Genomic DNA, 24,905 nt, shown 5'->3' with positions numbered 1-24,905 from the left:
TTGAAGAGGAGGAATACGTCATGAGTGAAAAAGCCTTTGTGACGGTCACAGCCCTTACAAAATACATAAAAAGAAAATTTGATGTTGATCCGCATTTAGAAGATATTTGGATCAAAGGTGAGTTATCCAATGTGAAGATTCATTCAAGAGGTCATGTGTACTTCACCTTAAAAGACGAAAACGCACGCATGCAAGCTGTCATGTTCCAGCGTTCCGCAGCAAAGCTGCCTTTTACACCAAAAAGCGGAATGAAAGTGTTTGTACGCGGCGGGATTCAAGTATATGAACCAAGCGGCAACTATCAATTATATGCAAAAGAAATGCAGCCTGATGGTGTTGGTGCTCTTCATCTCGCTTATGAAGAGCTGAAGAAAAAGCTGGCAAGTGAAGGCTTATTTGATGTGCGCTATAAAAAACCAATTCCTGAATATCCAGAGATTGTTGGTGTCATTACATCCCCAACAGGAGCGGCTGTCCGGGATGTCATTACAACGATTAACCGGCGCTATCAGCAGGCGAAAATCATTGTGCTTCCGGCGCTTGTCCAAGGTGAAAATGCCATCCGTTCAATCGTAGAGCGGATCAAGGAAGCAAATGAAAAACAGCTCTGTGATGTCTTGATTGTCGGAAGAGGAGGCGGTTCGATCGAAGAACTTTGGGCCTTTAATGAAGAAGCTGTCGCAAGAGCGATCTTCGCATCAGACATTCCAATCATTTCTGCAGTGGGGCACGAAACGGACTTTACGATCAGTGATTTCACTGCAGACATGAGAGCACCCACACCAACAGGAGCAGCCGAGCTCGCTGTTCCAAGCACAGCCGATTTAATAGAACGAATCAAATCCATCGACATTCAGCTGACAAGGGCCGTGAAGAATCGAACTTCACAAGCGAAAGATCGTCTTGTGGCGCTGCAATCCTCTTATGCTTTCCGATTTCCAAAACGATTGCAGGAGCAAAAAGAGCAGCAATTCGATTTGGTATTTGACCGTTTTCAAAAACAGCTGACGAGACAAATTGAACAAAAACGCAGTCAACTAGATCGCCAGACATACAGGCTGAAGCCGCTTCATCCAAAAGAGCAGCTGCTTCAGGCGAAAAAACGCCATGCCAATGAAACAGAACAGCTCATCCGCAGCATGAATGTGCAAATGAAAACAATTCATTCGCAGTTCCAATCTGTTCTTGGTAAACTAAATGCATTAAATCCACTTCAGGTGATGGAAAGAGGCTACAGTTTAGCCTATAAAGATGATGAACTGATTAAAAGTGTGAACCAAGTTGATACGAAGGATCAGCTGGCTATTACCATGAAGGATGGACGTCTGATTTGTGAGGTTATTGAGAAGGAGGGGCAATCATCATGACAGAATCAAATAAACAAAAAGAAGAACAAATGACATTTGAGGAAGCGATGAAAGGTCTTGAGGAGATCGTTGGGAAGCTCGAAGAAGGAGATGTACCACTTGAGCAAGCCATTCATTATTTCCAAGAAGGAATGACACTTTCAAAGCTTTGTCATGAAAAATTACAGCACGTTGAAAAGCAGATGGATTTCATTTTAAAAGAGGACGGTGAGCTGGCTCCTTTCTCAGTGAAGGAGGCAGATGCTGGTGACAAGTAATTTGCAGGTTTTTTTAACAACACGAAAACAGGCCATTGAAGATTATTTATTTACATATGTTCAGGAATTGGAGATTCCAGAAGATCTAAAATCTTCGATGCTTTACTCTCTTAAAGCTGGAGGGAAAAGACTTCGTCCTGTTCTCGTTCTTGCTTTATTACATGCCTACGGAAAAAACGAAGAAGACGGCATACCGGTTGGCTGTGCTGTAGAGATGATTCATACGTATTCATTGATACATGACGATCTTCCTTGCATGGACGATGATGACCTTCGCAGAGGAAAGCCGACCAACCATAAAGTATACGGGGAAGCAACAGCGGTTCTCGCAGGTGATGCACTTTTAACAGAAAGCTTCCGTCTGATTACATCGGAGTTATCTAGCAGCGTCTCTGCTGACCAAAAGCTCAGAATCGTAGATGAGCTTGTGAGGTCAGCAGGTGCACTAGGAATGGTTGGCGGTCAATTTGATGACATGGAAGCAGAGCAAAAACAAGTCCCGCTTGCAGAACTAGAATCCATTCACGCCCGGAAAACAGGAAAGCTTCTCACATTCAGCGTCACAGCAGGTGCCATGCTGGCAGGAGCATCAGATGACGATATCGAAAAACTAAGAGAATTCAGCTATCATATTGGCATTGCTTTTCAAATCCGTGATGACATTTTAGACCTCGAAGGAAGCGAAGAAAAAATAGGAAAACGGGTCGGCTCTGATACAGCGAATGAAAAGTCGACATATCCTTCTTTATTAACGCTTTCAGGAGCAAAAGAAAAACTGCATGAACACATCACACGTGCAAAAGAAATTGTCTCAAATCTTGAATTAGAGCAGCAATTGCTGCATGAGTTATGTGATCTAATCGCCTCAAGAGATCATTAAAAACAGCCTAGATTTGAGGGTCTTCGAGCAATTGTGGTAAACTGTAAACAGTTTATCATGATGAGACAACTCTTATTCCCGCTTGGTTTTCAAAGGAATAAGGCATTATATATGTAGATAGAAATTTTGTTGAAAGCGAGTTGATCCTGATTGGATCTTTTATCAATAAAAAATCCAACGTTTCTAAAAGGAATGTCAAATGCAGAATTAGAGGAGCTTAGTGCTGACATTCGCATGTTTTTAATTGAGTCCTTGGCTAACTCTGGCGGGCATATCGGTCCGAACCTGGGTGTCGTTGAACTTACGGTTGCCCTTCATAAAGTATTTGACAGCCCGAAAGATAAATTCCTTTGGGATGTTGGACATCAGTCTTATGTTCACAAACTGTTAACTGGAAGAGGGGCGGAGTTTGATACACTTCGTCAATATAAAGGACTTTGCGGTTTTCCTAAACGAAATGAAAGTGAGCATGATGTTTGGGAAACAGGCCACAGCTCAACCTCATTATCTGGCGCGATGGGTATGGCAGCGGCGCGGGATATTAAAGGGACAGATGAATATATCCTGCCGATTATCGGAGATGGTGCATTAACCGGAGGTATGGCGCTGGAAGCCTTGAATCATATCGGTGATGAAAAGAAAGATATGATCGTTATCTTAAACGATAATGAAATGAGTATTGCACCAAACGTCGGTGCAATTCACACAATGCTTGGCAGACTACGCACAGCAGGCAAATACCAATGGGTAAAGGACGAGCTTGAATATTTATTCAAGCGGATCCCAGCCGTAGGCGGAAAGCTTGCTGCTACAGCAGAGCGTATTAAAGACAGTCTCAAGTATTTACTTGTGTCTGGCATGTTCTTTGAGGAAATGGGATTCACTTACTTAGGTCCTGTCGATGGACATTCTTATGACGATCTTTTTGAAAACCTTGAATATGCAAAGAAAACAAAAGGCCCTGTCCTGCTGCATGTCATCACGAAAAAAGGAAAAGGCTATCAGCCGGCAGAATCCGATAAAATTGGGACATGGCACGGCACAGGTCCATACAAAATTGATACTGGTGATTTTGTAAAACCGGCAGCAGCTGCACCGTCATGGAGTGGTCTTGTCAGTGAAACTGTCAGAAAGCTGGCGCGGAAAGATGAGCGAATTGTGGCCATCACGCCTGCGATGCCTGTTGGCTCAAAACTTGAAGGCTTTGCAAAGGAATTTCCAGAGCGAATGTTTGATGTAGGAATTGCTGAGCAGCATGCAGCCACAATGGCAGCTGGGCTTGCGACGCAGGATATGAAGCCATTTTTAGCGATTTATTCAACGTTCCTGCAAAGAGCCTATGATCAAGTGCTGCATGATATTTGCCGTCAGAACCTCAATGTCTTTATCGGGATTGACCGTGCGGGTCTTGTCGGCGCAGATGGAGAAACGCATCAAGGTGTGTTTGATATTGCCTTTATGCGTCATATGCCGAATATGGTGCTCATGATGCCGAAGGATGAAAATGAAGGTCAGCACATGGTCAATACAGCCATTCAGTATGATGACGGTCCTATTGCCATGCGTTTCCCGCGTGGAAATGGGCTGGGCGTGAAAATGGATGAACAGCTGAAAACCATTCTGATTGGGTCTTGGGAGGTTCTTCGTCCAGGGAAGGATGCCGTCATCTTAACATTTGGTACGACGATTAAAATGGCGCTGCAAGCAGCTGAGGAACTTCAAAAAGAAGGAAAATCAATTCGTGTCGTCAATGCTCGATTTATTAAGCCGCTTGATGAAGCGATGCTAAATGACATTCTTTCAGAAGGGATTCCGATTTTAACAATTGAAGAAGCTGTGCTCCAAGGCGGATTTGGCAGCAGCGTATTAGAATATCTACACGACAAAAAAGCATCACATATCAAAGTAGAACGTATGGGTATCCCAGATCAATTTATTGAGCATGGAAGTGTTGATGCCCTGCTTGAAGAAATTGGTCTGACGAAAGCACAGGTTGCTGAGACTTTACGTGACCTGCTTCCCGCAGCACCAAGAAAAGGAATTGGATCATGACATCAAAGAAAGAACGACTTGACGTTTTATTAGTCGAACAAGGACTAATGGAAACAAGAGAGAAAGCAAAGCGTGCCATCATGGCAGGAATCGTTTACTCAAATGAAAACCGTTTGGATAAACCAGGAGAGAAAATTGCTCGTGATACTCCGCTCACAGTGAAGGGGAATCCTCTCAAATACGTAAGCCGCGGCGGGTTAAAGCTCGAAAAAGCGCTCAAAGAATTTGACCTGACAGTTGAAGGGAAATTGCTGATTGATATTGGCTCATCAACAGGTGGATTTACTGATTGTGCACTTCAAAATGGAGCGGTCAAATCATATGCTGTAGACGTTGGCTACAATCAGCTTGCGTGGAAATTAAGGCAGGATGACAGGGTCATCGTCATGGAGCGCACCAATTTCCGCCATTCCGTTCCAGCTGATTTTACTGAAGGATTACCAGAAGTGGCTTCAATTGATGTATCTTTTATTTCACTTAAACTCATTCTGCCAGCTTTAAAGCATATTCTTGTTCCGGGTGGGGACTGTATTGCACTCGTCAAGCCTCAATTTGAAGCGGGCAGAGAGCTTGTTGGGAAAAAAGGCATCGTGCGCGAGCCGTCTGTTCACCTCGGTGTACTAGAGGAAATGAATCAATTTGCTGCTAAAGAAGGCTATGATGTAAAGGATGTTTCATTTTCGCCTATCACTGGTGGAGACGGAAATATTGAATTTCTGCTTCATTTAGTGCTTCATCCTGATCAAGAAGAAAATGTGGCACTTCCTGCTTCAGAACTTGAGAAAGTCGTTAAGGAAGCCCATTCTGTATTGAAAGAAAAGAAAAACAGCCCTGAGCCGGCTGACACATGAAATCATTGAAACAAAAGGAATAATAGCTCGCTATTATTCCTTTTCAGATTGTTGACAAAGGGTTAAAATGATCTTTATTTTAGCCCTTTGTCTTCTTTTCAGCGTGATAGAAAACCTTTGAAGTCTAGGAAGTTCGAGCACTAGAGCGGAGCGAATTTGACATTCGTGAGCACCAGCGCGCAGGACTGACACCGAATGCGAGGGTTTGTCTACACGCTGAAAGGAATAATAGCTCGCTATTATTCCTTTTTACATGGTCAAAAGACGAGAATCGACAGGATCTCACGTAATGCTTGTTTTTTGAAGTGAGCATCATATAACATAGAACATAAAGACAAACTGAGAATAAAACGCCTAGGGGGGTCAAATATGAATAAAGGTCAAAGGCATATTAAAATTAGAGAAATCATTGCAAGCCAAGAGATCGAAACACAAGATGAATTGGTCGATATTTTGAAAGCCGATGGATATAACATCACACAAGCGACCGTTTCTAGAGATATTAAAGAATTACATTTAGTGAAAGTTCCGACGAACAATGGAACATATAAATACAGTCTTCCTGCGGATCAGCGGTTTAACCCGCTGTCAAAGCTGAAGCGATCCCTAATGGATGCATTTATCAAAATGGATGCTGCCAGTCATTTAATTGTTCTGAAAACAATGCCGGGTAATGCTCAGGCGATTGGTGCTTTAATGGATAATTTAGATTGGGAAGAAATTATGGGAACGATTTGCGGAGATGATACCATTTTAATCATTTGCCGCACCCCAGATGATACAGAGACAGTTTCGAGCAAAATTTTAGAGCTTCTATAAAGAATCAGGTTTACTAAAAGAGGTGTCAAATGAGTGTTAGCAGAACTAACCATTAAAAACTTTGCAATCATTGAAGAGTTAACGGTTTCATTTGAAAAAGGACTCACGGTCCTAACAGGGGAAACAGGTGCCGGAAAATCCATCATGATTGATGCTGTCTCACTTCTCGTGGGAGGAAGAGGGTCCTCTGAATTTGTCCGCTACGGTGAAAAAAAAGCAGAGCTGGAAGGGCTTTTTCTTGTACCAGCCGATCATCCTGTATTTGCTCTATGCGAAGAGCAGGGAATTGACGCATCAGATGAAATGATGATCCTCCGCCGTGATATTAACAACAGCGGGAAAAGCATTTGCCGCATTAATGGAAAGCTTGTCACCATCTCACTTTTACGTGAAGTAGGACGGCTTTTGCTTGATATACATGGTCAGCACGATAACCAGCTGCTTATGGAAGATGAAAATCATCTGCATTTGCTCGATCAATTTGGAGCAGAAGAAATTGCACCAGCTCTCTTGCAGTATCAAGAAGCATATGATCAATATATGAAGACGGCTCAAAAGCTAAGACAGCTGTCCGAGAATGAGCAGGAAATGGTGCACCGCTTAGATTTACTGCAATTTCAGCTAGAGGAGATTGAGGCAGCGCAGTTAGAGCCGGGAGAAGATGAGCGGCTTCAGGAAGAGCGTCATCAAATCAGCAACTACGAGAAAATCTATTCCTCACTCCAAAACGCGTATAACGCTTTGCGTAATGAGCAAGGAGGACTAGATTGGGTTGGCATGTCCTCAAGCGAGCTTGAGCAAGTGTCTGAGATCAATGATGATTTGAAAAAGCTATCTGAACAAGTATCGAATTCCTACTACTTATTAGAGGATTCAACTTTTCAAATGCGAAGCATGCTGGATCAATTAGAATTCGATCCGGCTCGTCTTGATTTTATTGAATCCAGGCTGAATGAAATGAAGCAGTTAAAACGAAAATACGGCACAACCGTTGAGGAAATTTTGGAGTATGCGGCGAAGATTGAAGAAGAAATAGATCAAATCCAAAATCGAGACAGCCATCTGCAGACGCTCAAAAATAAATTGGATGCGATGAGCCGTGATGCCCTGCTGGAAGCACTTAACGTTTCGGAGTTACGTAAAAAATGGGCCAAAAAGCTAGCGAAGCAAATTCAAACGGAGCTCAAGGATTTGTATATGGAGAAGTCATCATTTGACACAGCTTTTTCTGTTCGATATGCGCCTTTTGGCAGCACCGATTGTCCGCTATTAGACGGAAAACCGGTCCAGCTCGGGAAAAATGGAATCGACCAAGCACAATTTGTCATTTCTACAAATACAGGCGAACCGATGAAATCTTTATCGAAAGTAGCCTCAGGTGGAGAAATCTCACGTGTCATGCTCGCTGTGAAGAGTATTTTCTCAGCCAAACAAGACGTCACATCCATTATTTTCGATGAAGTTGATACAGGCGTGAGCGGCAGAGTCGCACAAGCCATTGCTGAGAAAATTTACAAAGTTGCGTCTGGATCACAAGTGCTCTGTATTACACATCTGCCTCAAGTAGCCGCAATGGCTGACACACATCTCTTCATTTCGAAACGCTCGAAAGCGGGCAGAACACTGACGAGTGTCAAACCATTAAGTCATGAAGAAAAAGTGAGTGAAATTGGCCGGATGATTGCCGGTGTGGAAGTGACTGAGCTGACAAAACAGCACGCAAAAGAACTATTGCACCAAGCAAATGATGTCAAAACAACAGGGTAGTTGAATCATCAGCTGCCTTTTTTATGTTGTGTAAAAGCCGGCGTATATACCCATAAAATCGTCTTTTTCTTTTATCAATTTATCCAATCATTTTCTAAAGCTGCCGGTTATAAATCCTCTCGAAGAAGGCAAAAGTAAAGATGTAGCCAAAACATGAGTGTTCTGGTGTGGGTAAGGAGCGAGGAGAGTGAAAAATGAATGCCCGAAAAGATGAGAAAAGCCATTGGTGTGATTCTCCTTGTTTCTTTAATAAGTACAGGGTTTATGAGCATAGTGAAGGAATACATCAGCATTCCAACAAATGTTGCTGTATTTGAAAAACAGAAGCACTCAATTGACACATCGATTGAAGCGTCAGCCAATGCTTCTTCACCAGCCTTTAGCCTTTCAGAGAAAAAGAATCAGCTGGATATTACAGGACAAAAGGCGGGAAAAGCCGAAATTGTTTATGATTTTAAAGGATTTCCTATTAAGAAAACAAAAGTTGACGTTCTCCCTGAATTAAAAGTCGTTCCTGGAGGACAATCCATTGGCGTCAAGCTCCACTCTGTAGGAGTTCTCGTTGTAGGTTTTCATCAAATCACAACAGCAGACGGCAAAAAATCACCAGGTGAAGCCGCAGGCATTCAATCAGGGGATATGATCATTGAAATAAATGGTCAAAAAATGGAGAAAATGAATGACCTCACCCCATTTATTCAGAAAGCAGGGAAAACGGGTGAAACGCTTCGTTTGCTCATAAAGAGAGATCATAAAACCTTTCAAACAACATTAACACCGGCAAAAGATGCAAGTGAAGGCATCTATCGAATTGGTCTTTACATTCGTGATTCTGCAGCAGGAATCGGCACGATGACCTTTTTTGAACCTTCATCTAAAAAATATGGTGCCCTTGGGCATGTGATTTCTGACATGGATACAAAAAAACCAATTGTTGTCGACAATGGTGAAATTGTCAGATCAACCGTGACATCGATTGAAAAAGGCACAGGAGGCAATCCTGGAGAAAAATTGGCGAGATTTTCTTCCGAAAGAAAAACAATAGGAGATATCTCCCGCAACAGCCCTTTTGGTATCTTTGGTACGTTAACGGAAAAGCTTGAAAATCATGTAGCAGATAAGCCACTTCCAGTCGCTTTATCAAATGAAGTAAAAGAAGGCCCAGCAGAAATTTTAACCGTTGTGGATCATGATAAAGTGGAGAAGTTTGATATTAAAATCGTCAGCACAACACCGCAGAAATTCCCAGCAACTAAAGGAATGGTATTGAAGGTAACAGATGAGCGGCTCTTAAGCAAAACGGGCGGAATCGTCCAAGGAATGAGCGGAAGCCCTATCATCCAAAATGGCAAAGTCATTGGAGCTGTCACACACGTATTCGTCAATGATCCGACTAGCGGGTACGGCGTACACATTGAATGGATGCTGTCAGAAGCAGGCATCGACCTTTATCAAAAAAACAAAAAAGCAAGCTGATCATAGCTGATCATCAAACTGCCGCGAATCTTCCGGCAGTTTTTTTCTACCCTTTCTTTCTCTTCCATCATGTTATAAAATAAGGAAAAAGAGATTTTTCGACAAAATGGAAAAAAGCATGTTGTCAAATTGCAATAATCGTCGATTCGTTAAGAAAAACGTAGAAAAAGCTAGATAATGCTCTATTATTCGGAAAATTAAAGTTTTTTAAAGGGGATAGCATGGTTTTGTCGAATTGAACACTCAGAAGAGAAATGCAAAAGACTAAAGGAATCGACATTGGGGAGGAAAGAACGTGGAGAAAATTAAAGTGTGTGTAGCTGATGACAATCGAGAGCTTGTTGGCCTTTTGACAGAGTACATTGAGGGACAGGAAGATATGGAAGTACTTGGTGTGGCGTATAATGGTCAGGAATGCCTGACATTATTTAAAGATAAAGAGCCCGACGTTCTCCTCTTAGACATTATTATGCCTCATTTAGACGGTCTTGCTGTACTAGAACGCCTCCGTGAAAACAATGAAATGTCAAAACAGCCAAGTGTGATTATGCTAACGGCATTTGGACAAGAAGATGTCACGAAAAAAGCAGTTGATTTGGGCGCATCCTATTTCATTTTAAAGCCATTTGATATGGAAAACCTAGTAGGTCATATTCGTCAAGTCAGTGGAAACGGCACACAAGTTACCCATCGCTCTTCATCAATCCAAAACAGTGTTCTTCGTAACAAACCTGAACCGAAACGTAAAAACTTAGATGCGAGCATTACAACCATTATTCATGAGATTGGCGTGCCTGCTCATATTAAAGGCTATTTATACTTAAGAGAAGCGATTTCTATGGTGTACAATGACATTGAGCTTCTCGGAAGCATTACTAAAGTGTTGTACCCAGACATTGCAAAGAAATTTAACACGACTGCCAGCAGGGTAGAACGAGCGATTCGTCATGCCATTGAAGTCGCTTGGAGCAGAGGAAACATTGATTCCATTTCCTCACTCTTTGGTTATACTGTCAGCATGTCAAAAGCGAAACCAACCAATTCAGAATTTATTGCCATGGTAGCTGATCGTCTGCGCTTAGAGCATAGAGCTAGCTAGTTTATTTTTCATGAAAAAACGTTTCTTCATTGAGACGTTTTTTTATTTTGAAACATGTTGTCAAAAATTGGTTAGGTTGATAAAATCATTTTAATGTTTAAATTGGACAAACGGGCTGCTTTATTTTCAGAATAAAATGAAAAATAAAGCATGAAAAAAATAAAAAAGACATAGAGTAGTGGTAATCAGCTGCGCCAATCGATCATGAAGTCTTCAAAATAGAAGAAGAAAACGCTCATTCGTAAGAAAAAGGATGAGAGGAAAAGGTCTTATGGATTTGGTAATTAAAGCAAACGAGATCGAAAGTTCTATTTCTATTGACCTGATTGGTTGGCGTTTTAAAGTCACTGGCTTCTTAGAGATTGTGCCATTTGAACTGAATATTCCCATTGTCGAATTTAATAATTTTCACATTCTTTTACTATGCTATAATAATGAAAAGAAGAGGGTGAGGTTATGGGAAAGCTGAAAATCCACTCTGCTGAGGTAGCGAACGAAATTAGCAAGTGGACGAGGGTCATTTCTCAGAATGACTTAGAAAAATCTGCTGTCTATAAAGCGAAAATTCAGAATTTGCTAAAAAATACAGATGAAGACCGTGAAGTTCTCCTTTATTATCAGCTTGTTGACGGCAGACATGAAATGTTACTTGGAAATATTGAAAAAGCCAATCAAATTATGAAAAGTGTCGGAACGCTCGATGAGAAGGCAGATGACATTATTAATTTTTATTTTTACTTTTACAAAGGCCAATATGCTGCATATGTGAAAAAGTATGATGAAGCCATTAGCTTTTACAAAATTGCAGAACAGCGGCTAAAACGTGTGAATGAAGATCTGGAAGTAGGAACTTTTCACCATAAGGTCGCTTCGATCTATTACGAACTGAAACAAAATTTCATATCCATTAATCATATTAAAAAAGCTATCGATACATTCAAAGCGCATGAAGAGTACACAGCACAGGCAATTGACAGCTTGATTTTACATGCAAGTAATTGTATTGATTTGTTCCAATTCGATGAAGCAGAGAAAAAGTATAAAGAAGCACTTGAGAAAAGTGAGCGCATTAACAATGAAGTGCTGATTGGGAAATGTTATCACAATTTAGCTGTTCTTTATTATGCAAAGCATGATTATGATAAAAGCGCACATTATGCAAAAAAAGGAATGGGCATTCAAATTCACCGTGACAATAGTCATTATTACATCCAATCTTTATATGTTCTGGCAAATGCCTTAGTACATCTAGGAGATCAAGAGGCGAGGGAATATATTAAAGAGGGGATTTTGTATAGTTGCGATATCCAAAATAATGAATATATAGTAAAATTTGAAATTTTAGATTTGATGTGCGAGAATAGTGGGGCAGCAGACGTATTCTCTGAAAAATTAGACTACATAGAAAAAAATAGATTATATGTGGAGCTTGAGGATTTGTCTGAACAAATATCGAAATACTTCAAGGAACGAAATGATTATCAAAATGCCATTCGTTTTCTTGAAAAGAAATTCGATGCACAAATACTTCAAAAGAAAGTGGAGGTTATCTTATGAAAAAGTTGTTGTTAGGTGTAACCGTTGTTACAGCAGTCGCAGTTGTTTCTTCCCTTTTTGCTCTTGACGCAGAGACGACAGAGCAAGCCATCAGAGCGATTACGTGATCGAATTTATCTGTCAACCTCTTCATGCGAATCAGAAGAGGTTTTTTTTATGCGCTCAAAACTGGAAAAACGAAAAAAGACACGTCATAATGAAAGGAAGCATCATATTTAGAGGTGACCTATGACGAAAATTTTTGCACACAGAGGCTTTAAAGGCATTTATCCAGAAAACACCATGATAGCCTTCGAGCATGCACTCCATTCCGGAGCTGACGGAATTGAGCTGGATGTTCAGCTGACGAAAGACGGTAGACTTGCTGTCATTCATGATGAGAAACTGAACAGAACAACGAATATGAAAGGTTTAGTGAAAGATCATACATATGAAGAATTAAAAGCGGGAGATGCGAGTCATTCTTTTTATGAAGAAACCGGTGCTGTATCCATTCCTCTTTTAGAGGAAGTATTAGAGCTAGTGACGCAGCAATCATCATTGATCATTAATATTGAACTGAAAAACTCCATTTATCGATATCCAGGTATCGAGGAGAAAGTAAAAAAGCAAATCGAGCATTTTCAAATAGAAGACCGTGTACTTGTTTCATCGTTTCATCACGGCAGTTTAGCTCTTTTTCACAAACTGATGCCGCATGTTGAACTTGCTGTACTCACAATGGATGTGATTCATCAGCCGGAGAAGTATATAAAAACAGTACCAGCAAGAGGCTATCATCCAAATATTAAGGGTGCAGGCGTGACTAAAGAGGTCGTGTCAGCTCTCCATGCATCTCAGCAAGTGATCAGGCCGTTTACAGTAAATAGTGAAAAGCAAATGAAAAACATGTTTTCCTTAGGTGTCGATGGCATTTTCACTGATTTTCCTGACCGAGCCGTGAAAATAAGAGAAGAAATGAAATAAAGACCTGCTATCATCAGCGGGTCTTTTTTTCACGTTTTATCTCTGCTTAAAGCGAGCAGTCACTTTATTTCGTTTACGGTCTCTATATAAAATAAAGCCAGCCACTACATAAAGCCCTCCCCCTAAAAATAACAACCCTGCAATTCCTTGCAGCCATAAAAATGGAAATGGTGCAATGATGATGCCGAAAACAGTGTCACGCAGCAGCTTAATCCCAAGTGCAGCAAGCGCGCCAGGTATTAAAATAATCACTAGTGCAAGTATTCTCCCCATCAAATGTCCCCTTAAACGTCATTTACTTCCATTGTCTAATTCAAAAAATATTTTGTCAAGAAAGGAAAACGTGGTAATATAAGAGTTGTGCAATTTTTTGCAACGGAAAAATATGGTGTGCAAATTTTTTCATATAAAGGGGTAACGGGATGCAGAGAGTCTTGATTGTCGGTGCAGGACAGGGTGGATCAGCATTACTAGAAACATTGCTGAAAACAAATATGATTCAAATCATTGCGATCGCCGACCTTGATCTTGAGGCACCGGGGATGGCAGAAGCGAAAAAGAATGGAATTGATACAACAACGGATTGGAAAGAATACATAAAAGATGACATTGATATCATCATTGAAACAACAGGCAGTTCAGCAGTGCTGAAAGAACTGATGGAAAAAAAGCCAGAGCACGCAGTCATTGTTCCAAGTTCAATGGCTTATGTCATATCAGAATTAATGTCAGAAAAACAGCAGCTAATTCAAATATTAAAGGAACAAACCTATAAGCATGACCGCATTTTTAATGCAACGAACGATGGGATGATTTTTATAAACATGGACGAAGAAGTCGTCCTGTTTAATCGATCAGCGGCCAAAATGGTTGGATGCTCGCAAAAAGATGCGATTGGCCGCCACATACGAGAAGTGATTCCAAACACAAAACTTCCCGACATTTTAAGATCGAGAGAGCCAGAATTTAATCAAAAACAATTTCTGAACCAGCAAATACAAATTGTCACAACGCGTTTGCCGATTATTGATGACGCGGGGAGAATGCTAGGTGCTTTATCCATCTTTAAAGATATTACAGATGCCGTTGAGCTTGCGGAGGAAGTAACCAACCTTAAAGAAGTGCGAACAATGCTGGAGGCAATCATTCAATCGTCAGATGAAGCCATATCGGTTGTTGATGAGCAGGGAAAAGGGATCTTGATCAACCGAGCTTATACGAAAATGACTGGATTAACAGATAAAGAAGTTGTGGGGAAACCAGCAGGTGCAGATATTTCTGAAGGAGAAAGCATGCATTTGAAGGTACTTGAAACAAGAAGGCCGGTCCGAGGTGTCAGAATGAAAGTCGGGCCGAATAAAAAAGATGTGATCGTCAACGTAGCGCCAGTTATCGTTGATGGCATCTTAAAAGGTAGTGTCGGCGTCATTCATGACGTATCAGAAATTCAATCACTCACGAATGAACTAAATAAAGCAAGGCAGCTTATCCGGACACTTGAAGCAAAGTACACATTTGAAGACATCATTGGAGAAAGTGAGCAAATGCTTGTGGCACTTGAGCAGGCAAAGCTAGGCGCAAAAACGCCAGCCACCATTTTACTCCGGGGGGAATCAGGTACTGGAAAAGAGCTGTTTGCGCACGCCATTCACAATGAAAGTGACCGGAAATATAATCGCTTTGTACGGGTCAACTGTGCAGCCTTATCAGAGACCCTTTTAGAGTCAGAGCTTTTTGGTTATGAAGAAGGGGCGTTCTCTGGTGCAAGGCGCGGCGGGAAAAAAGGGCTGTTTGAAGAGGCAAATCAAGGCAGCATTTTTTTAGATGAAATTGGTGAAATGACGCCAAGTACACAGGCGAAGCTGCTGCGCGTCATGCAGGAGAAAGAAATTGTAAGAGTAGGCGGAACAAAGGCCATACCGGTCGATGTTCGTGTGATCACGGCGACAAATGTCAATATTGAAAAAGCGATGGCAGAAGGAAAGTTCAGAGAGGACTTATATTATCGCATGAACAGATACCCGATTTCCATCCCGCCGCTAAGGCAGCGCCTTGAGGATATTGACTCGTTAAGCAAACGTCTCATCCAAAAGATTAATTTAGACTATGGACGAAACGTGCGCGGGTTAACAGAACAGGCACTTCATAGACTGCGATCATATAAGTGGCCTGGAAACGTAAGAGAGCTTGAAAATGTACTTGGACGAGCCATGATCTTTTTAAACCCGCAAGAAGAATGGATTGATGAGGGGCATATTTCGTTCATGGAGTCTGAAGATCAGGAAGAAAAAGAGCAGCAGGAACTGGCTGTCAGTCAATTTGAGGGAGAGACGCTTTCGGATGCTGTTGAGGCATTTGAGGCGCAGCTGATTAAACAAACCCTTGAAAAGCATCAATTCAATCGCACGAAAACAGCGAAAACGTTAGGGATCAGCATTCGGAACCTTTACTATAAAATGGATAAATATCAACTTGCAAAAGATAGCATGCAATAAAATGCATGTAACCTGCAATAGATTGCACGAATGTCATGCAAACTGCCTCATTTTACTGCATTTCAAACTGGCACGGAACTTGCATATAAAACATGAACCGAGCACAAGGAAAGGTGGGCATATATGAAGCTTGACGATCTGATTATGAAAGCCGCCCAGCTGCAGAATAAAACGGCGGCTGTGGCTCATGCAGAAGACGAAGAAGTGCTTCATGCCATCAAGATGGCAATTAAGCGAAAGGTCGCTCGCTTTCTCCTGGTTGGGAACAAACGCAACCTGAAGGAGCTAGTGAAACAGCATGATATCGATGAGGATTGGATAGATATTATTCATTCAGATTCTCCAGAAGAATCTGCCAAAATAGCCGTGCAGGCAGTGAGCGAGAAGCATGCAGATATTTTGATGAAGGGGCATGTCCCGACAGCCGTTCTTTTAAAAGCGGTACTGAATAAAGAATATGGGCTCAGGACAGCAAGTGTCCTATCACATGTCGCAGCATTCGAAGTACCGGGCTTTGACCGCTTTATTTATGTTACAGATTCTGCGATGAACATCGCGCCCGATTTAAATATGCTGAAAGAGATTACGATCAATTCTGTTCAAGTAGCACAAGCTGTCGGAAACGACATGCCAAAGGTTGCAGTGCTCTCTGCGGTCGAGGTCGTGAATCCGGCAATGGATTCAACTTTAACTGCGGCAAGTCTTGCGCAAATGAATCGGCGGGGGCAAATTTCTGGATGCCTGATTGATGGGCCTCTTGCTTTAGATAATGCCATTTCTCAAACGGCAGCTTCTCATAAAAATATTACGAGTGATGTAGCCGGCCATGCAGATATTTTGCTTGTGCCAACAATTGAGTCAGGAAACATTCTTTATAAATCTCTCATCTACTTTGCACATGCGAAGGTGGGAGCTGTGGTGGCAGGAGCGAAGGCGCCGATTGCTTTAACAAGCCGGTCTGATTCAGCTGAAAGTAAGCTTTATTCAATTGCGCTTGCCATCTGTACATCAAATTAAGCGGAAGTAATAGGAGGAATAACACAATGGAACTTTTTAAATATATGGAACGTTACGATTATGAACAGCTTGTATTTTGTCAGGATGAGCAGTCTGGCTTAAAAGCGATTATTGCGATTCATGATACAACACTTGGGCCTGCACTAGGCGGAACGAGAATGTGGACGTATGAAAACGAAGAAGCAGCCATTGAGGATGCACTGCGTCTAGCAAGAGGAATGACTTATAAAAACGCGGCAGCAGGACTTAATCTTGGCGGCGGAAAAACAGTGATCATCGGTGACCCGAGAAAAGACAAAAACGAAGAAATGTTCCGTGCATTTGGACGTTACATTCAAGGGCTGAATGGCCGCTATATTACAGCGGAAGATGTCGGTACAACGGTAGAAGACATGGACCTCATTCATGAAGAAACCGATTTTGTCACAGGGATCTCTCCTGCATTTGGTTCATCCGGAAATCCGTCTCCAGTCACAGCTTACGGTGTATATAAAGGAATGAAAGCCGCTGCCAAAGCTGCTTTCGGTACAGATTCATTAGAAGGAAAAACAATTGCTGTCCAAGGTGTTGGAAATGTGGCCTACAATCTGTGTAAACATCTGCACGAAGAAGGCGCACAGATTATTGTCACAGATATCAACAAAGACTCTGTCAAGCGAGCTGTTGAAGACTTCGGCGCAAAAGCAGTCGATCCTGACGATATTTATGATCAAGCATGTGATATTTATGCACCGTGCGCACTTGGTGCAACCATTAACGATGTAACCATTCCAAAGTTAAAAGCAAAAGTGATTGCAGGTGCTGCAAATAACCAGCTAAGAGAAACGCATCACGGAGACCTTATCCATGAAATGGGGATTGTATATGCTCCTGACTATGTGATCAATGCAGGCGGTGTGATTAACGTGGCTGATGAGCTTTATGGCTATAATGCAGATCGTGCGATGAAAAAAGTCGAAGGCATTTATCAAAATATTGAACGTGTGATTGAAATTTCAAACCGTGATGCCATTCCAACTTATAAAGCGGCAGACCGATTGGCTGAAGAGCGAATTGAAAGAATGCGCAAATCAAGAAGTCAATTCTTGCAAAATGGTCAACATATTTTAAGTCGTCGCTAATTGGAAGAATGAGTTGAAACGGAGGTTTTGTTTTTGCTGACAAAAGAATGGCGTATTCTCACGATTAATCCTGGCTCTACTTCAACAAAAATTGGTGTGTTTCATAATGAACGTTCTATTTTTGAAACGACACTTAGACATACAGATGAGGAATTAAAGTCGTTTCCTCATATCATTGATCAATTTTCTTTCCGCAAAGAAACCATTTTGAAAACACTGCATGAACAGGGGATGAATATCTCAAAGTTTGATGCAGTGTGCGCGCGTGGCGGTCTCCTTCGTCCGATTGAAGGAGGCACATATGAAGTCAATGAGCAAATGGTGAAAGATCTAAAAGAAGGATATGCCGGCCAGCATGCATCCAATCTCGGCGGAATCATTGCGAGAGAAATCGCACTTGGCCTGAATATCCCAGCTTTTATTGTCGATCCAGTTGTGGTGGATGAACTAAAGCCAATTGCTCGTATTTCAGGGCTGCCAACGATCAAAAGAAAAAGCATCTTTCATGCATTAAATCAAAAAGCGGTCGCAAGAAAAACAGCGGCTTCTTTTGGAAAAAGTTATGAAGATTTGAACATGATTATTACTCATATGGGCGGCGGTATCACCATTGGTGTTCATGAAAAAGGGAAAGTCATCGATGTGAATAATGGTTTGCATGGCGAAGGTCCTTTCAGTCCTGAGCGTGCGGGAACCTTGCCGACAGGTGATCTTGTAAATCTTTGTTTTTCGGGAGAGTATACCCAAGAGGAAATGCTCAAACGCATTATTGGCGAAGGCGGACTTGCGGGCTATCTTGGCACGACAGACGCTGTAAAAGTGGAACGCATGATTGAAGCAGGTGATGAGCGTGCGGCGCTCATTTATGAAGCAATGTGCTATCAAATTGCCAAGGAAATTGGTGCGGCTAGCGCTGTTTTAAAAGGAGCAGTTGACGTCATTGTATTAACAGGCGGACTTGCGTACAGCAAACAAATTACATCAAGTATTCGCGGCTATATTGACTGGATTTCAGATGTTGTCGTGTATCCAGGTGAAAATGAGCTGCAATCGTTAGCGGAAGGTGCGCTTCGTGTTTTAAAAGACGAAGAATCACCGAAAGAATACCCAAATGATCAACAGGAAAAGAAAGGAGTGACAAGTCATGGCAACTGAATATGACCTCGTCATTCTTGGTGGAGGCACAGGCGGCTATGTAGCAGCCATCCGTGCCTCACAGCTTGGATTGAAAACAGCAGTTGTAGAAAAAGAAAAGCTCGGCGGAACATGTCTTCATAAAGGCTGCATTCCGTCTAAAGCGCTGCTCAGAAGTGCAGAAGTTTATCAAACCGTCAAACGCGCAGCTGACTTTGGTGTTGAGGCAGGCGGCATTGCTTTGCACTTTGCTAATGTGCAGAAAAGAAAAACAGAGATTGTCGAAAAACTAGCAGGCGGCGTCAAACACTTAATGAAACAAGGAAAAATTGATGTATATGAAGGGATCGGCCGTATTCTTGGCCCATCTATCTTTTCGCCAATGCCAGGAACGATCTCCGTAGAAATGGCAAATGGAGAGGAAAATGAAATGCTTATTCCAAAGCAGGTCATCATTGCAACAGGCTCAAGACCGCGGGTGTTGCCAGGGCTTGAAGCAGATGGAACACACATCCTCACATCAGATGATGCACTTGAACTGCCAGAGCTTCCGCAGTCGATGCTCATTGTCGGAGGCGGAGTGATCGGAATCGAGTGGGCATCTATGCTCAATGATTTTGGTGTGAATGTCACTGTGATTGAGTTTGCAGACCGCATTTTGCCAACAGAGGATCATGACATTTCTAAAGAAATGGAAAAGCTATTATCTAAAAAAGGCATCACTTTTGTGACAAATGCGAAGGTACTGCCAGATAGCGTAGAAAAGCAGGAAAATCTCGTGACAATTCAAGCGGAAAAGGATGGAGACATTCAGACATTTGAAGCGGAAAAACTCCTTCTTTCAGTCGGCAGAGTACCTAATATCGAGGGCATAGGTCTTGAAAACACGGACATCCAAACCGAAAAGCAAGGCATTGTCGTGAATGAACATTATCAAACGAAAGAATCGCATATTTACGCAATAGGAGATGTCATTGGTGGGCTTCAGCTGGCACATGTGGCTTCACACGAAGGTATGATTGCTGTTGAACATATGGCTGGGAAAGATCCAAAGCCGCTCGATGAAACGCTCGTATCTAAATGTGTTTACTCTCACCCAGAAACCGCTAGTGTTGGACTCACTGAACAGGCGGCAAAAGAGCAGGGCTTTGAAGTCAAAATAGGGAAATTTCCATTTATGGCGATTGGAAAAGCGCTTGTGTATGGGGAGTCTGATGGATTCGTCAAAATCATCGCCGATCAAAAGACAGATGATATTTTAGGAATTCATATGATTGGTCCTCATGTAACAGATATGATATCTGAAGCTGGATTAGCCAAAGTACTTGATGCAACGCCGTGGGAAGTGGGGCAAACGATACATCCGCACCCGACCTTATCAGAGGCGATTGGCGAGGCAGCCCTTGCTGTTGACGGGAAGGCGATCCATTTTTAATCAAGGAGGGAAACATGATGAGTAACATGCGTCATCAGGAATTAGGATTATCAGATGAACAAGCAATTGACATATATAGAACAATGCTTCTAGCAAGAAAAATCGATGAACGGATGTGGCTTTTAAACCGTTCAGGAAAAATTCCATTCGTCATTTCTTGTCAAGGACAGGAAGCGCAGCAAGTCGGTGCTGCATTTGCCCTTAATAGACAAGAAGATTACGTCTTACCTTACTACCGTGATATGGGGGTTGTCCTTGCTTTTGGGATGACAGCAAAAGATTTAATGATGTCTGGTTTCGCAAAACAAGACGATCCAAACTCAGGCGGAAGACAAATGCCGGGGCATTTTGGACAAAAAGCAAATCGAATTGTGACCGGATCTTCACCTGTAACAACGCAGGTTCCTCACGCGGTGGGAATTGCCCTTGCTGGACGATTAGAGCAGAAAAACTTTGTCAGCTTTGTCACGTTCGGTGAAGGCTCATCAAACCAAGGAGATTTTCACGAAGGCGCTAACTTCGCTGCTGTGCATAAACTGCCTGTGATTTTCATGTGTGAAAACAATAAGTACGCGATTTCCGTGCCATATGACAAACAAGTGGCCTGTGAACGCATTTCAGATCGTGCGATTGGATATGGGATGCCTGGCGTAACTGTAGATGGAAATGATCCGCTTGAAGTATATGCCGCTGTCAAAGAAGCGAGAGACCGTGCGGCTAGAGGCGAAGGCCCGACATTAATTGAAACAATCTCTTACCGTTTAACTGCGCATTCAAGTGATGACGATGATTCAAGCTATCGAGAAAAAGAAGAAGTGCTCGAAGCAAGAAAGAAAGATCCGCTCATCCAATATGAAACGTATTTAATCGAAGGAAACGTCATGACTTCTGAAATGAAAGAAGAGATGACAAAAGAAATCATGCAAATCGTAAACGAAGCTACTGATGAAGCGGAAAACGCAGCTTATGCTGAGGCAGAAAGCGCACTTCGTTACGTGTATGCGGAGTAAGGGGGAAGAAAAATGCCTGTTATGTCATATATAGACGCCATTACACTGGCGATGAAAGAAGAAATGGAACGAGATCCGAAAGTGTTTGTGCTCGGAGAGGATGTCGGGAAAAAAGGCGGCGTATTTAAAGCGACAGCGGGTCTTTACGAGCAATTTGGAGAAGCGCGCGTCATGGATACACCTCTTGCAGAATCAGCCATTGCTGGTGTAGGTATTGGGGCAGCGATGTATGGAATGCGTCCAATTGCAGAAATGCAATTTGCGGATTTCATTATGCCTGCAATCAACCAAATCATTTCAGAGGCTGCAAAAATTAGATACCGATCAAATAATGATTGGAGCTGTCCAATGGTCATCCGCGCACCTTACGGGGGCGGAGTACACGGGGCACTTTATCATTCACAATCGGTCGAAGCGATTTTTGCTAACCAGCCTGGTTTGAAGATTGTGATGCCTTCTACACCTTATGATGTCAAAGGTCTTTTGAAGGCTGCAGTGCGTGATCCAGATCCTGTATTGTTCTTTGAACATAAACGTGCATACCGCCTTATTAAAGGAGAAGTGCCTGAAGAGGATTACACTCTTCCGATTGGAAAAGCAGATGTGAAACGAGAAGGCGATGATATTACGGTCATTACATATGGCCTTTGTGTCCATTTTGCGCTGCAAGCAGCAGACCGCCTTGCAAAAGACGGCATTTCCGCTCATATTCTCGATTTGAGAACAGTGTACCCGCTTGATCAGGAAGCGATTATAGAAGCGGCTTCTAAAACAGGGAAAGTGCTTCTGTTAACGGAAGATACAAAAGAAGGCAGCATCATGAGTGAGGTTGCGGCGATCATTTCTGAGCATTGCTTATTCGATTTAGACGCACCAATCAAACGCCTGGCAGGACCAGATATTCCGGCAATGCCTTATGCGCCGACAATGGAGAAATTCTTCATGGTCAACCCGGATAAGGTAGAAGCTGAAATGAGAGAGCTAGCGGCGTTTTAAGAAAGAGGAGGGTTTCAAAGTGGCAATTGAACAAATGAAAATGCCTCAGCTAGGTGAAAGTGTAACAGAAGGAACCATTAGCAAATGGCTCGTTTCACCTGGCGATCATGTGAATAAATACGATCCGATTGCGGAAGTCATGACGGATAAAGTGAACGCAGAAGTCCCGTCTTCTTTTACAGGAACGATTACAAAGCTATCGGCTGAGGAAGGCGAAACGCTGCAAGTAGGAGAAGTATTCTGTGAGATTGAAGTTGAAGGAAGCGAGCAGCAGAGCGAGACAGAAGCAGCAGCACCTGAGCAAAGCGAAGCGCCTGAAGCAGATCAAACAAATGAGAATCAAAGTCAAAAGAAACGTTACTCTCCAGCCGTTCTTCGTTTAGCAGATGAGCATGGCATTGATTTAACAGCTGTTCAAGGTACGGGAGCAGGCGGCCGAATTACTAGAAAAGATTTGCTGCAGCTCATTGAAAACGGCGGCGTCAAAGAGAAGACAGTAACTGTCAATGAACGTGCTGTTCAATCGGAGCCTGCGCAGCCATCTCCATCTAAAGCAAAAGCGGTGCCTCCCGTCCCTTCCATGCCTGGTGATGTTGAGCTGCCAGTCACGCCTGTCCGGCAGGCAATTGCGGCAAATATGCTGAGAAGCAAACATGAAATTCCGCATGCATGGACGATGATGGAAGTCGATGTGACAAATCTAGTGACAAGAAGAAATCAGCTGAAGGATCAGTTTAAAGCAAAAGAAGGCTTTAACTTGACGTTCTTTGCGTTCTTTGTCAAAGCAGTGGCTCAGGCCTTAAAGGAATTCCCTGAAATGAACAGCATGTGGGCTGGAGATAAAATTGTGCAGAAGAAAGCGATCAATGTTTCGATTGCTGTCGCTACAGATGACGCGCTTTTTGTTCCAGTCATTAAGGATGCGGATGAAAAGACCATTAAGGGCATCGCCAAAGAAATTCATGAGCTTGCGTCTAAAGTGAGACAAGGAACACTCAAGCAAAGTGATATGGAGGGCGGTACTTTCACTGTCAACAATACCGGATCATTTGGTTCGGTACAATCAATGGGAATCATTAATTACCCGCAAGCGGCGATTTTACAAGTAGAATCGATCGTGAAGCGTCCGATGATTGTAAATGGCATGATTGCGGCTAGAGACATGGTCAATCTTTGTCTTTCATTAGATCACAGAGTACTAGATGGTCTTGTATGCGGCAGATTCCTTCAACGAATTAAACAAATCCTTGAAGGCATCGACGAGCAGACATCTGTTTATTAATCATTATGTTCCCCCCTCCCGGCATGAGAGGGGGATTTCCACATCTAGGAGAAAGGAGCGATGATATGTCTGGACTAGATTTTTTTGCTTTTCTAACGATTGGTCTCATGTTTATCACAGCGATTGCGTTTGCTTTTCTGAGGTACATATCTAAATCACGCAATCATCCTGAAAGATTACTACTCATCATATCGATCGTTTCAATCATTCAAATTGTGTATTGCTTGCTGATTATCGGCGGGTTTAAAGGAGTAGCCAATAGCTTTTTAGGAATATCACTTCTCGCCGGGACACTGCTCGGATATGCGCTTGAATATTTATACAGACGCTATATCAAAAAAACGCCCGAATCAAAATGATGCTGGGCGTTTTTTATTCTGCTGCTGGAACAATAAAGGTCAAATGCTGTTTTAACACCTCTAAAGATGCGGGGGCCTTCATATAAACCTCACCATCCGTATCGGCATCCATTTCTTCTTCCGTCTGGATACGAATACTGGACGCTTGAATGAGAGATAGATCGCCAGTGAAATCCTCCAACTCTTCACGGTTCATCGAAAAGATTTCCTTTAAAGCGGAGAAACTCGTATTTCTACAAATTAAGATTTCCGCTTTTCCATCATCAATGGATGCATTTGGCAAATCGATTTTATTTGTGCCGATAAAATGTCCATTCATGACAAGAACGATGACAGCTTCCTCTTCCCAGCTTTCCTTCTCGGTCTCAATACGTACGTGAAAAGGATCTGTTTGCTGCAGAGTGCGCAGGGCACTTGTGAAATAGCTGATTTTGCCGAGTACGGCTTTTTCCTTGTCATTAATATTGGTGGACGTGTCTGCAATCAGCCCAATGCCCCAAAAGTTTAACAAGTATCGATCTTCAGCCTTGATTAAATCAACCTTTTTTTCTATGCCGTCTACAATCATTTGAGCGGCTTTTTGCATCTGTTGGGGAATACCAAGCGTTCTAGAAAAATCATTGCATGTCCCGCCTGGTAATATCGCTACCGCAGGCCTTTTTTCTAAACCGCCAATACCGTTTATGCATTCATGCACGGTACCATCTCCGCCTAATATGATGAGCAATTCCACCGTCTCATCAATATGACGGCAAAAATCATAAGCATCATTTGGCTGCTTTGTTGCTTTTAGAATGAGTTCATCAATATGTAGAGAAAGAAGAGGCACTGTTTGACCGAGTGTTTTTTCCATGTTTTTTTGTCCAGCATTTCCATTATAAATGAGCATCGCTTTTTTGAATTGTGCCATCACGCAGTTCTCCCTTTCATCTCTTTATCATCACTTTTCCCCAATTTGACAGCTC

Annotated in this window: 22 protein-coding genes; 20 read left to right on the top strand and 2 right to left on the bottom strand. The window is 42.4% G+C overall.

The features are described from left to right. Window positions 1–20: 20 nt before the first annotated feature. The 11 genes from xseA (at window position 21) to ACP69X_RS11860 (ending at window position 13,091) form a co-directional block, all read left to right on the top strand. Window positions 21–1,367, top strand: a complete 1,347-nt coding sequence (gene xseA / locus ACP69X_RS11910; RefSeq protein ID WP_426052701.1) for an exodeoxyribonuclease VII large subunit — start codon at window positions 21–23, stop codon at window positions 1,365–1,367. Then, a complete protein-coding gene (locus ACP69X_RS11905) occupies window positions 1,364–1,624 on the top strand; it encodes an exodeoxyribonuclease VII small subunit (protein WP_003215880.1) in 261 nt (86 codons plus the stop codon). Before xseA ends, ACP69X_RS11905 begins: the two co-directional genes overlap by 4 nt. Beyond that, window positions 1,608–2,504 carry a polyprenyl synthetase family protein gene (locus ACP69X_RS11900; protein ID WP_426052700.1) on the top strand — a complete coding sequence of 299 codons (897 nt, stop codon included), beginning with the start codon at window positions 1,608–1,610 and terminating at the stop codon, window positions 2,502–2,504. The genes ACP69X_RS11905 and ACP69X_RS11900 overlap by 17 nt, the downstream gene beginning before the upstream one ends. Window positions 2,505–2,654: 150 nt before the next feature. Continuing rightward, window positions 2,655–4,556 (top strand): 1-deoxy-D-xylulose-5-phosphate synthase, encoded by a 1,902-nt coding sequence (dxs, locus tag ACP69X_RS11895; protein ID WP_426052699.1) that lies wholly within the window; start codon window positions 2,655–2,657, stop codon window positions 4,554–4,556. Beyond that, window positions 4,553–5,407, top strand: coding sequence for a TlyA family RNA methyltransferase (locus ACP69X_RS11890; protein WP_073979629.1), 855 nt, complete (start codon window positions 4,553–4,555; stop codon window positions 5,405–5,407). The genes dxs and ACP69X_RS11890 overlap by 4 nt, the downstream gene beginning before the upstream one ends. Before the next feature lie 369 nt (window positions 5,408–5,776). Further along, window positions 5,777–6,226 (top strand): transcriptional regulator AhrC/ArgR, encoded by a 450-nt coding sequence (ahrC, locus tag ACP69X_RS11885; RefSeq protein WP_024422938.1) that lies wholly within the window; start codon window positions 5,777–5,779, stop codon window positions 6,224–6,226. A 33-nt stretch (window positions 6,227–6,259) separates the two neighbouring features. After that, a complete protein-coding gene (recN, locus tag ACP69X_RS11880) occupies window positions 6,260–7,993 on the top strand; it encodes a DNA repair protein RecN (protein WP_034280267.1) in 1,734 nt (577 codons plus the stop codon). A gap of 198 nt (window positions 7,994–8,191) precedes the next feature. Then, complete coding sequence (gene spoIVB, locus ACP69X_RS11875) at window positions 8,192–9,469, top strand: SpoIVB peptidase (RefSeq protein WP_041086128.1); 1,278 nt, start codon at window positions 8,192–8,194, stop codon at window positions 9,467–9,469. 295 nt (window positions 9,470–9,764) lie between these two features. After that, the gene (gene spo0A / locus ACP69X_RS11870; RefSeq protein ID WP_041086125.1) at window positions 9,765–10,568 is read left to right on the top strand and encodes a sporulation transcription factor Spo0A; all 804 of its coding nucleotides are present in this window, start codon (window positions 9,765–9,767) and stop codon (window positions 10,566–10,568) included. Window positions 10,569–11,024: 456 nt separating this feature from the next. After that, on the top strand, window positions 11,025–12,125 hold the full coding sequence (locus ACP69X_RS11865; RefSeq protein ID WP_073979631.1) for a Rap family tetratricopeptide repeat protein: 1,101 nt from the start codon (window positions 11,025–11,027) through the stop codon (window positions 12,123–12,125). Window positions 12,126–12,353: 228 nt separating this feature from the next. Further along, complete coding sequence (locus ACP69X_RS11860) at window positions 12,354–13,091, top strand: glycerophosphodiester phosphodiesterase (RefSeq protein WP_041086120.1); 738 nt, start codon at window positions 12,354–12,356, stop codon at window positions 13,089–13,091. Window positions 13,092–13,127: 36 nt separating this feature from the next. Here ACP69X_RS11860 and ACP69X_RS11855 read toward each other — a convergent pair whose 3' ends face one another. Beyond that, a complete protein-coding gene (locus ACP69X_RS11855; RefSeq protein WP_039179838.1) occupies window positions 13,128–13,364 on the bottom strand; it encodes a DUF2627 domain-containing protein in 237 nt (78 codons plus the stop codon). A gap of 149 nt (window positions 13,365–13,513) precedes the next feature. Here ACP69X_RS11855 and ACP69X_RS11850 point away from each other — a divergent pair, with 149 nt between their 5' ends. From ACP69X_RS11850 to ACP69X_RS11810, 9 genes are all read left to right on the top strand, one after another. Continuing rightward, a complete protein-coding gene (locus ACP69X_RS11850; protein WP_041086117.1) occupies window positions 13,514–15,586 on the top strand; it encodes a sigma-54 interaction domain-containing protein in 2,073 nt (690 codons plus the stop codon). Between the two features lie 123 nt (window positions 15,587–15,709). Beyond that, window positions 15,710–16,603, top strand: a complete 894-nt coding sequence (gene yqiS, locus ACP69X_RS11845) for a phosphate butyryltransferase (protein WP_426052698.1) — start codon at window positions 15,710–15,712, stop codon at window positions 16,601–16,603. 26 nt (window positions 16,604–16,629) lie between these two features. Continuing rightward, window positions 16,630–17,724 (top strand): branched-chain amino acid dehydrogenase, encoded by a 1,095-nt coding sequence (gene bcd / locus ACP69X_RS11840; protein WP_073979633.1) that lies wholly within the window; start codon window positions 16,630–16,632, stop codon window positions 17,722–17,724. 33 nt (window positions 17,725–17,757) lie between these two features. Then, entirely contained in the window at window positions 17,758–18,879 is a 1,122-nt protein-coding gene (buk, locus tag ACP69X_RS11835; RefSeq protein WP_426052697.1) for a butyrate kinase, read from the top strand. Next, window positions 18,869–20,293 carry a dihydrolipoyl dehydrogenase gene (lpdA, locus tag ACP69X_RS11830; protein WP_426052696.1) on the top strand — a complete coding sequence of 475 codons (1,425 nt, stop codon included), beginning with the start codon at window positions 18,869–18,871 and terminating at the stop codon, window positions 20,291–20,293. Before buk ends, lpdA begins: the two co-directional genes overlap by 11 nt. 17 nt (window positions 20,294–20,310) lie before the next feature. Then, a complete protein-coding gene (locus ACP69X_RS11825) occupies window positions 20,311–21,303 on the top strand; it encodes a thiamine pyrophosphate-dependent dehydrogenase E1 component subunit alpha (protein ID WP_041086107.1) in 993 nt (330 codons plus the stop codon). A 12-nt stretch (window positions 21,304–21,315) separates the two neighbouring features. After that, on the top strand, window positions 21,316–22,299 hold the full coding sequence (locus tag ACP69X_RS11820; protein WP_024422925.1) for an alpha-ketoacid dehydrogenase subunit beta: 984 nt from the start codon (window positions 21,316–21,318) through the stop codon (window positions 22,297–22,299). 19 nt (window positions 22,300–22,318) lie between these two features. After that, the gene (locus tag ACP69X_RS11815) at window positions 22,319–23,581 is read left to right on the top strand and encodes a dihydrolipoamide acetyltransferase family protein (protein WP_041086103.1); all 1,263 of its coding nucleotides are present in this window, start codon (window positions 22,319–22,321) and stop codon (window positions 23,579–23,581) included. Between the two features lie 65 nt (window positions 23,582–23,646). After that, window positions 23,647–23,940, top strand: a complete 294-nt coding sequence (locus ACP69X_RS11810; protein WP_041086101.1) for a YesK family protein — start codon at window positions 23,647–23,649, stop codon at window positions 23,938–23,940. A gap of 13 nt (window positions 23,941–23,953) precedes the next feature. Here the strand turns inward: ACP69X_RS11810 and ACP69X_RS11805 are convergent, their stop codons facing one another. Beyond that, window positions 23,954–24,850, bottom strand: a complete 897-nt coding sequence (locus ACP69X_RS11805) for a YegS/Rv2252/BmrU family lipid kinase (RefSeq protein WP_041086099.1) — start codon at window positions 24,848–24,850, stop codon at window positions 23,954–23,956. Window positions 24,851–24,905 lie beyond the last annotated feature (55 nt).

It is taken from the genome of Bacillus sp. DC4300-2b2 (assembly GCF_049895685.1).
Taxonomy (GTDB): domain Bacteria; phylum Bacillota; class Bacilli; order Bacillales; family Bacillaceae; genus Bacillus; species Bacillus safensis.
This window is presented reverse-complemented; position numbering and strand designations above follow the sequence as displayed.

Coding starts and splice junctions, on each gene's coding strand:
- ACP69X_RS11890 (WP_073979629.1), top strand. CDS start 4,553: ATGACATCAAAGAAAGAACGACTTGACGTTTTATTAGTCGAACAAGGA.
- ACP69X_RS11825 (WP_041086107.1), top strand. CDS start 20,311: ATGAGTAACATGCGTCATCAGGAATTAGGATTATCAGATGAACAAGCA.
- ACP69X_RS11850 (WP_041086117.1), top strand. CDS start 13,514: ATGCAGAGAGTCTTGATTGTCGGTGCAGGACAGGGTGGATCAGCATTA.
- ACP69X_RS11805 (WP_041086099.1), bottom strand. CDS start 24,850: ATGGCACAATTCAAAAAAGCGATGCTCATTTATAATGGAAATGCTGGA.
- ACP69X_RS11810 (WP_041086101.1), top strand. CDS start 23,647: ATGTCTGGACTAGATTTTTTTGCTTTTCTAACGATTGGTCTCATGTTT.
- yqiS (WP_426052698.1), top strand. CDS start 15,710: ATGAAGCTTGACGATCTGATTATGAAAGCCGCCCAGCTGCAGAATAAA.
- ACP69X_RS11820 (WP_024422925.1), top strand. CDS start 21,316: ATGCCTGTTATGTCATATATAGACGCCATTACACTGGCGATGAAAGAA.
- bcd (WP_073979633.1), top strand. CDS start 16,630: ATGGAACTTTTTAAATATATGGAACGTTACGATTATGAACAGCTTGTA.
- spoIVB (WP_041086128.1), top strand. CDS start 8,192: ATGCCCGAAAAGATGAGAAAAGCCATTGGTGTGATTCTCCTTGTTTCT.
- ACP69X_RS11900 (WP_426052700.1), top strand. CDS start 1,608: ATGCTGGTGACAAGTAATTTGCAGGTTTTTTTAACAACACGAAAACAG.
- ACP69X_RS11855 (WP_039179838.1), bottom strand. CDS start 13,364: ATGGGGAGAATACTTGCACTAGTGATTATTTTAATACCTGGCGCGCTT.
- xseA (WP_426052701.1), top strand. CDS start 21: ATGAGTGAAAAAGCCTTTGTGACGGTCACAGCCCTTACAAAATACATA.
- ACP69X_RS11905 (WP_003215880.1), top strand. CDS start 1,364: ATGACAGAATCAAATAAACAAAAAGAAGAACAAATGACATTTGAGGAA.
- ahrC (WP_024422938.1), top strand. CDS start 5,777: ATGAATAAAGGTCAAAGGCATATTAAAATTAGAGAAATCATTGCAAGC.
- lpdA (WP_426052696.1), top strand. CDS start 18,869: ATGGCAACTGAATATGACCTCGTCATTCTTGGTGGAGGCACAGGCGGC.
- ACP69X_RS11865 (WP_073979631.1), top strand. CDS start 11,025: ATGGGAAAGCTGAAAATCCACTCTGCTGAGGTAGCGAACGAAATTAGC.
- ACP69X_RS11860 (WP_041086120.1), top strand. CDS start 12,354: ATGACGAAAATTTTTGCACACAGAGGCTTTAAAGGCATTTATCCAGAA.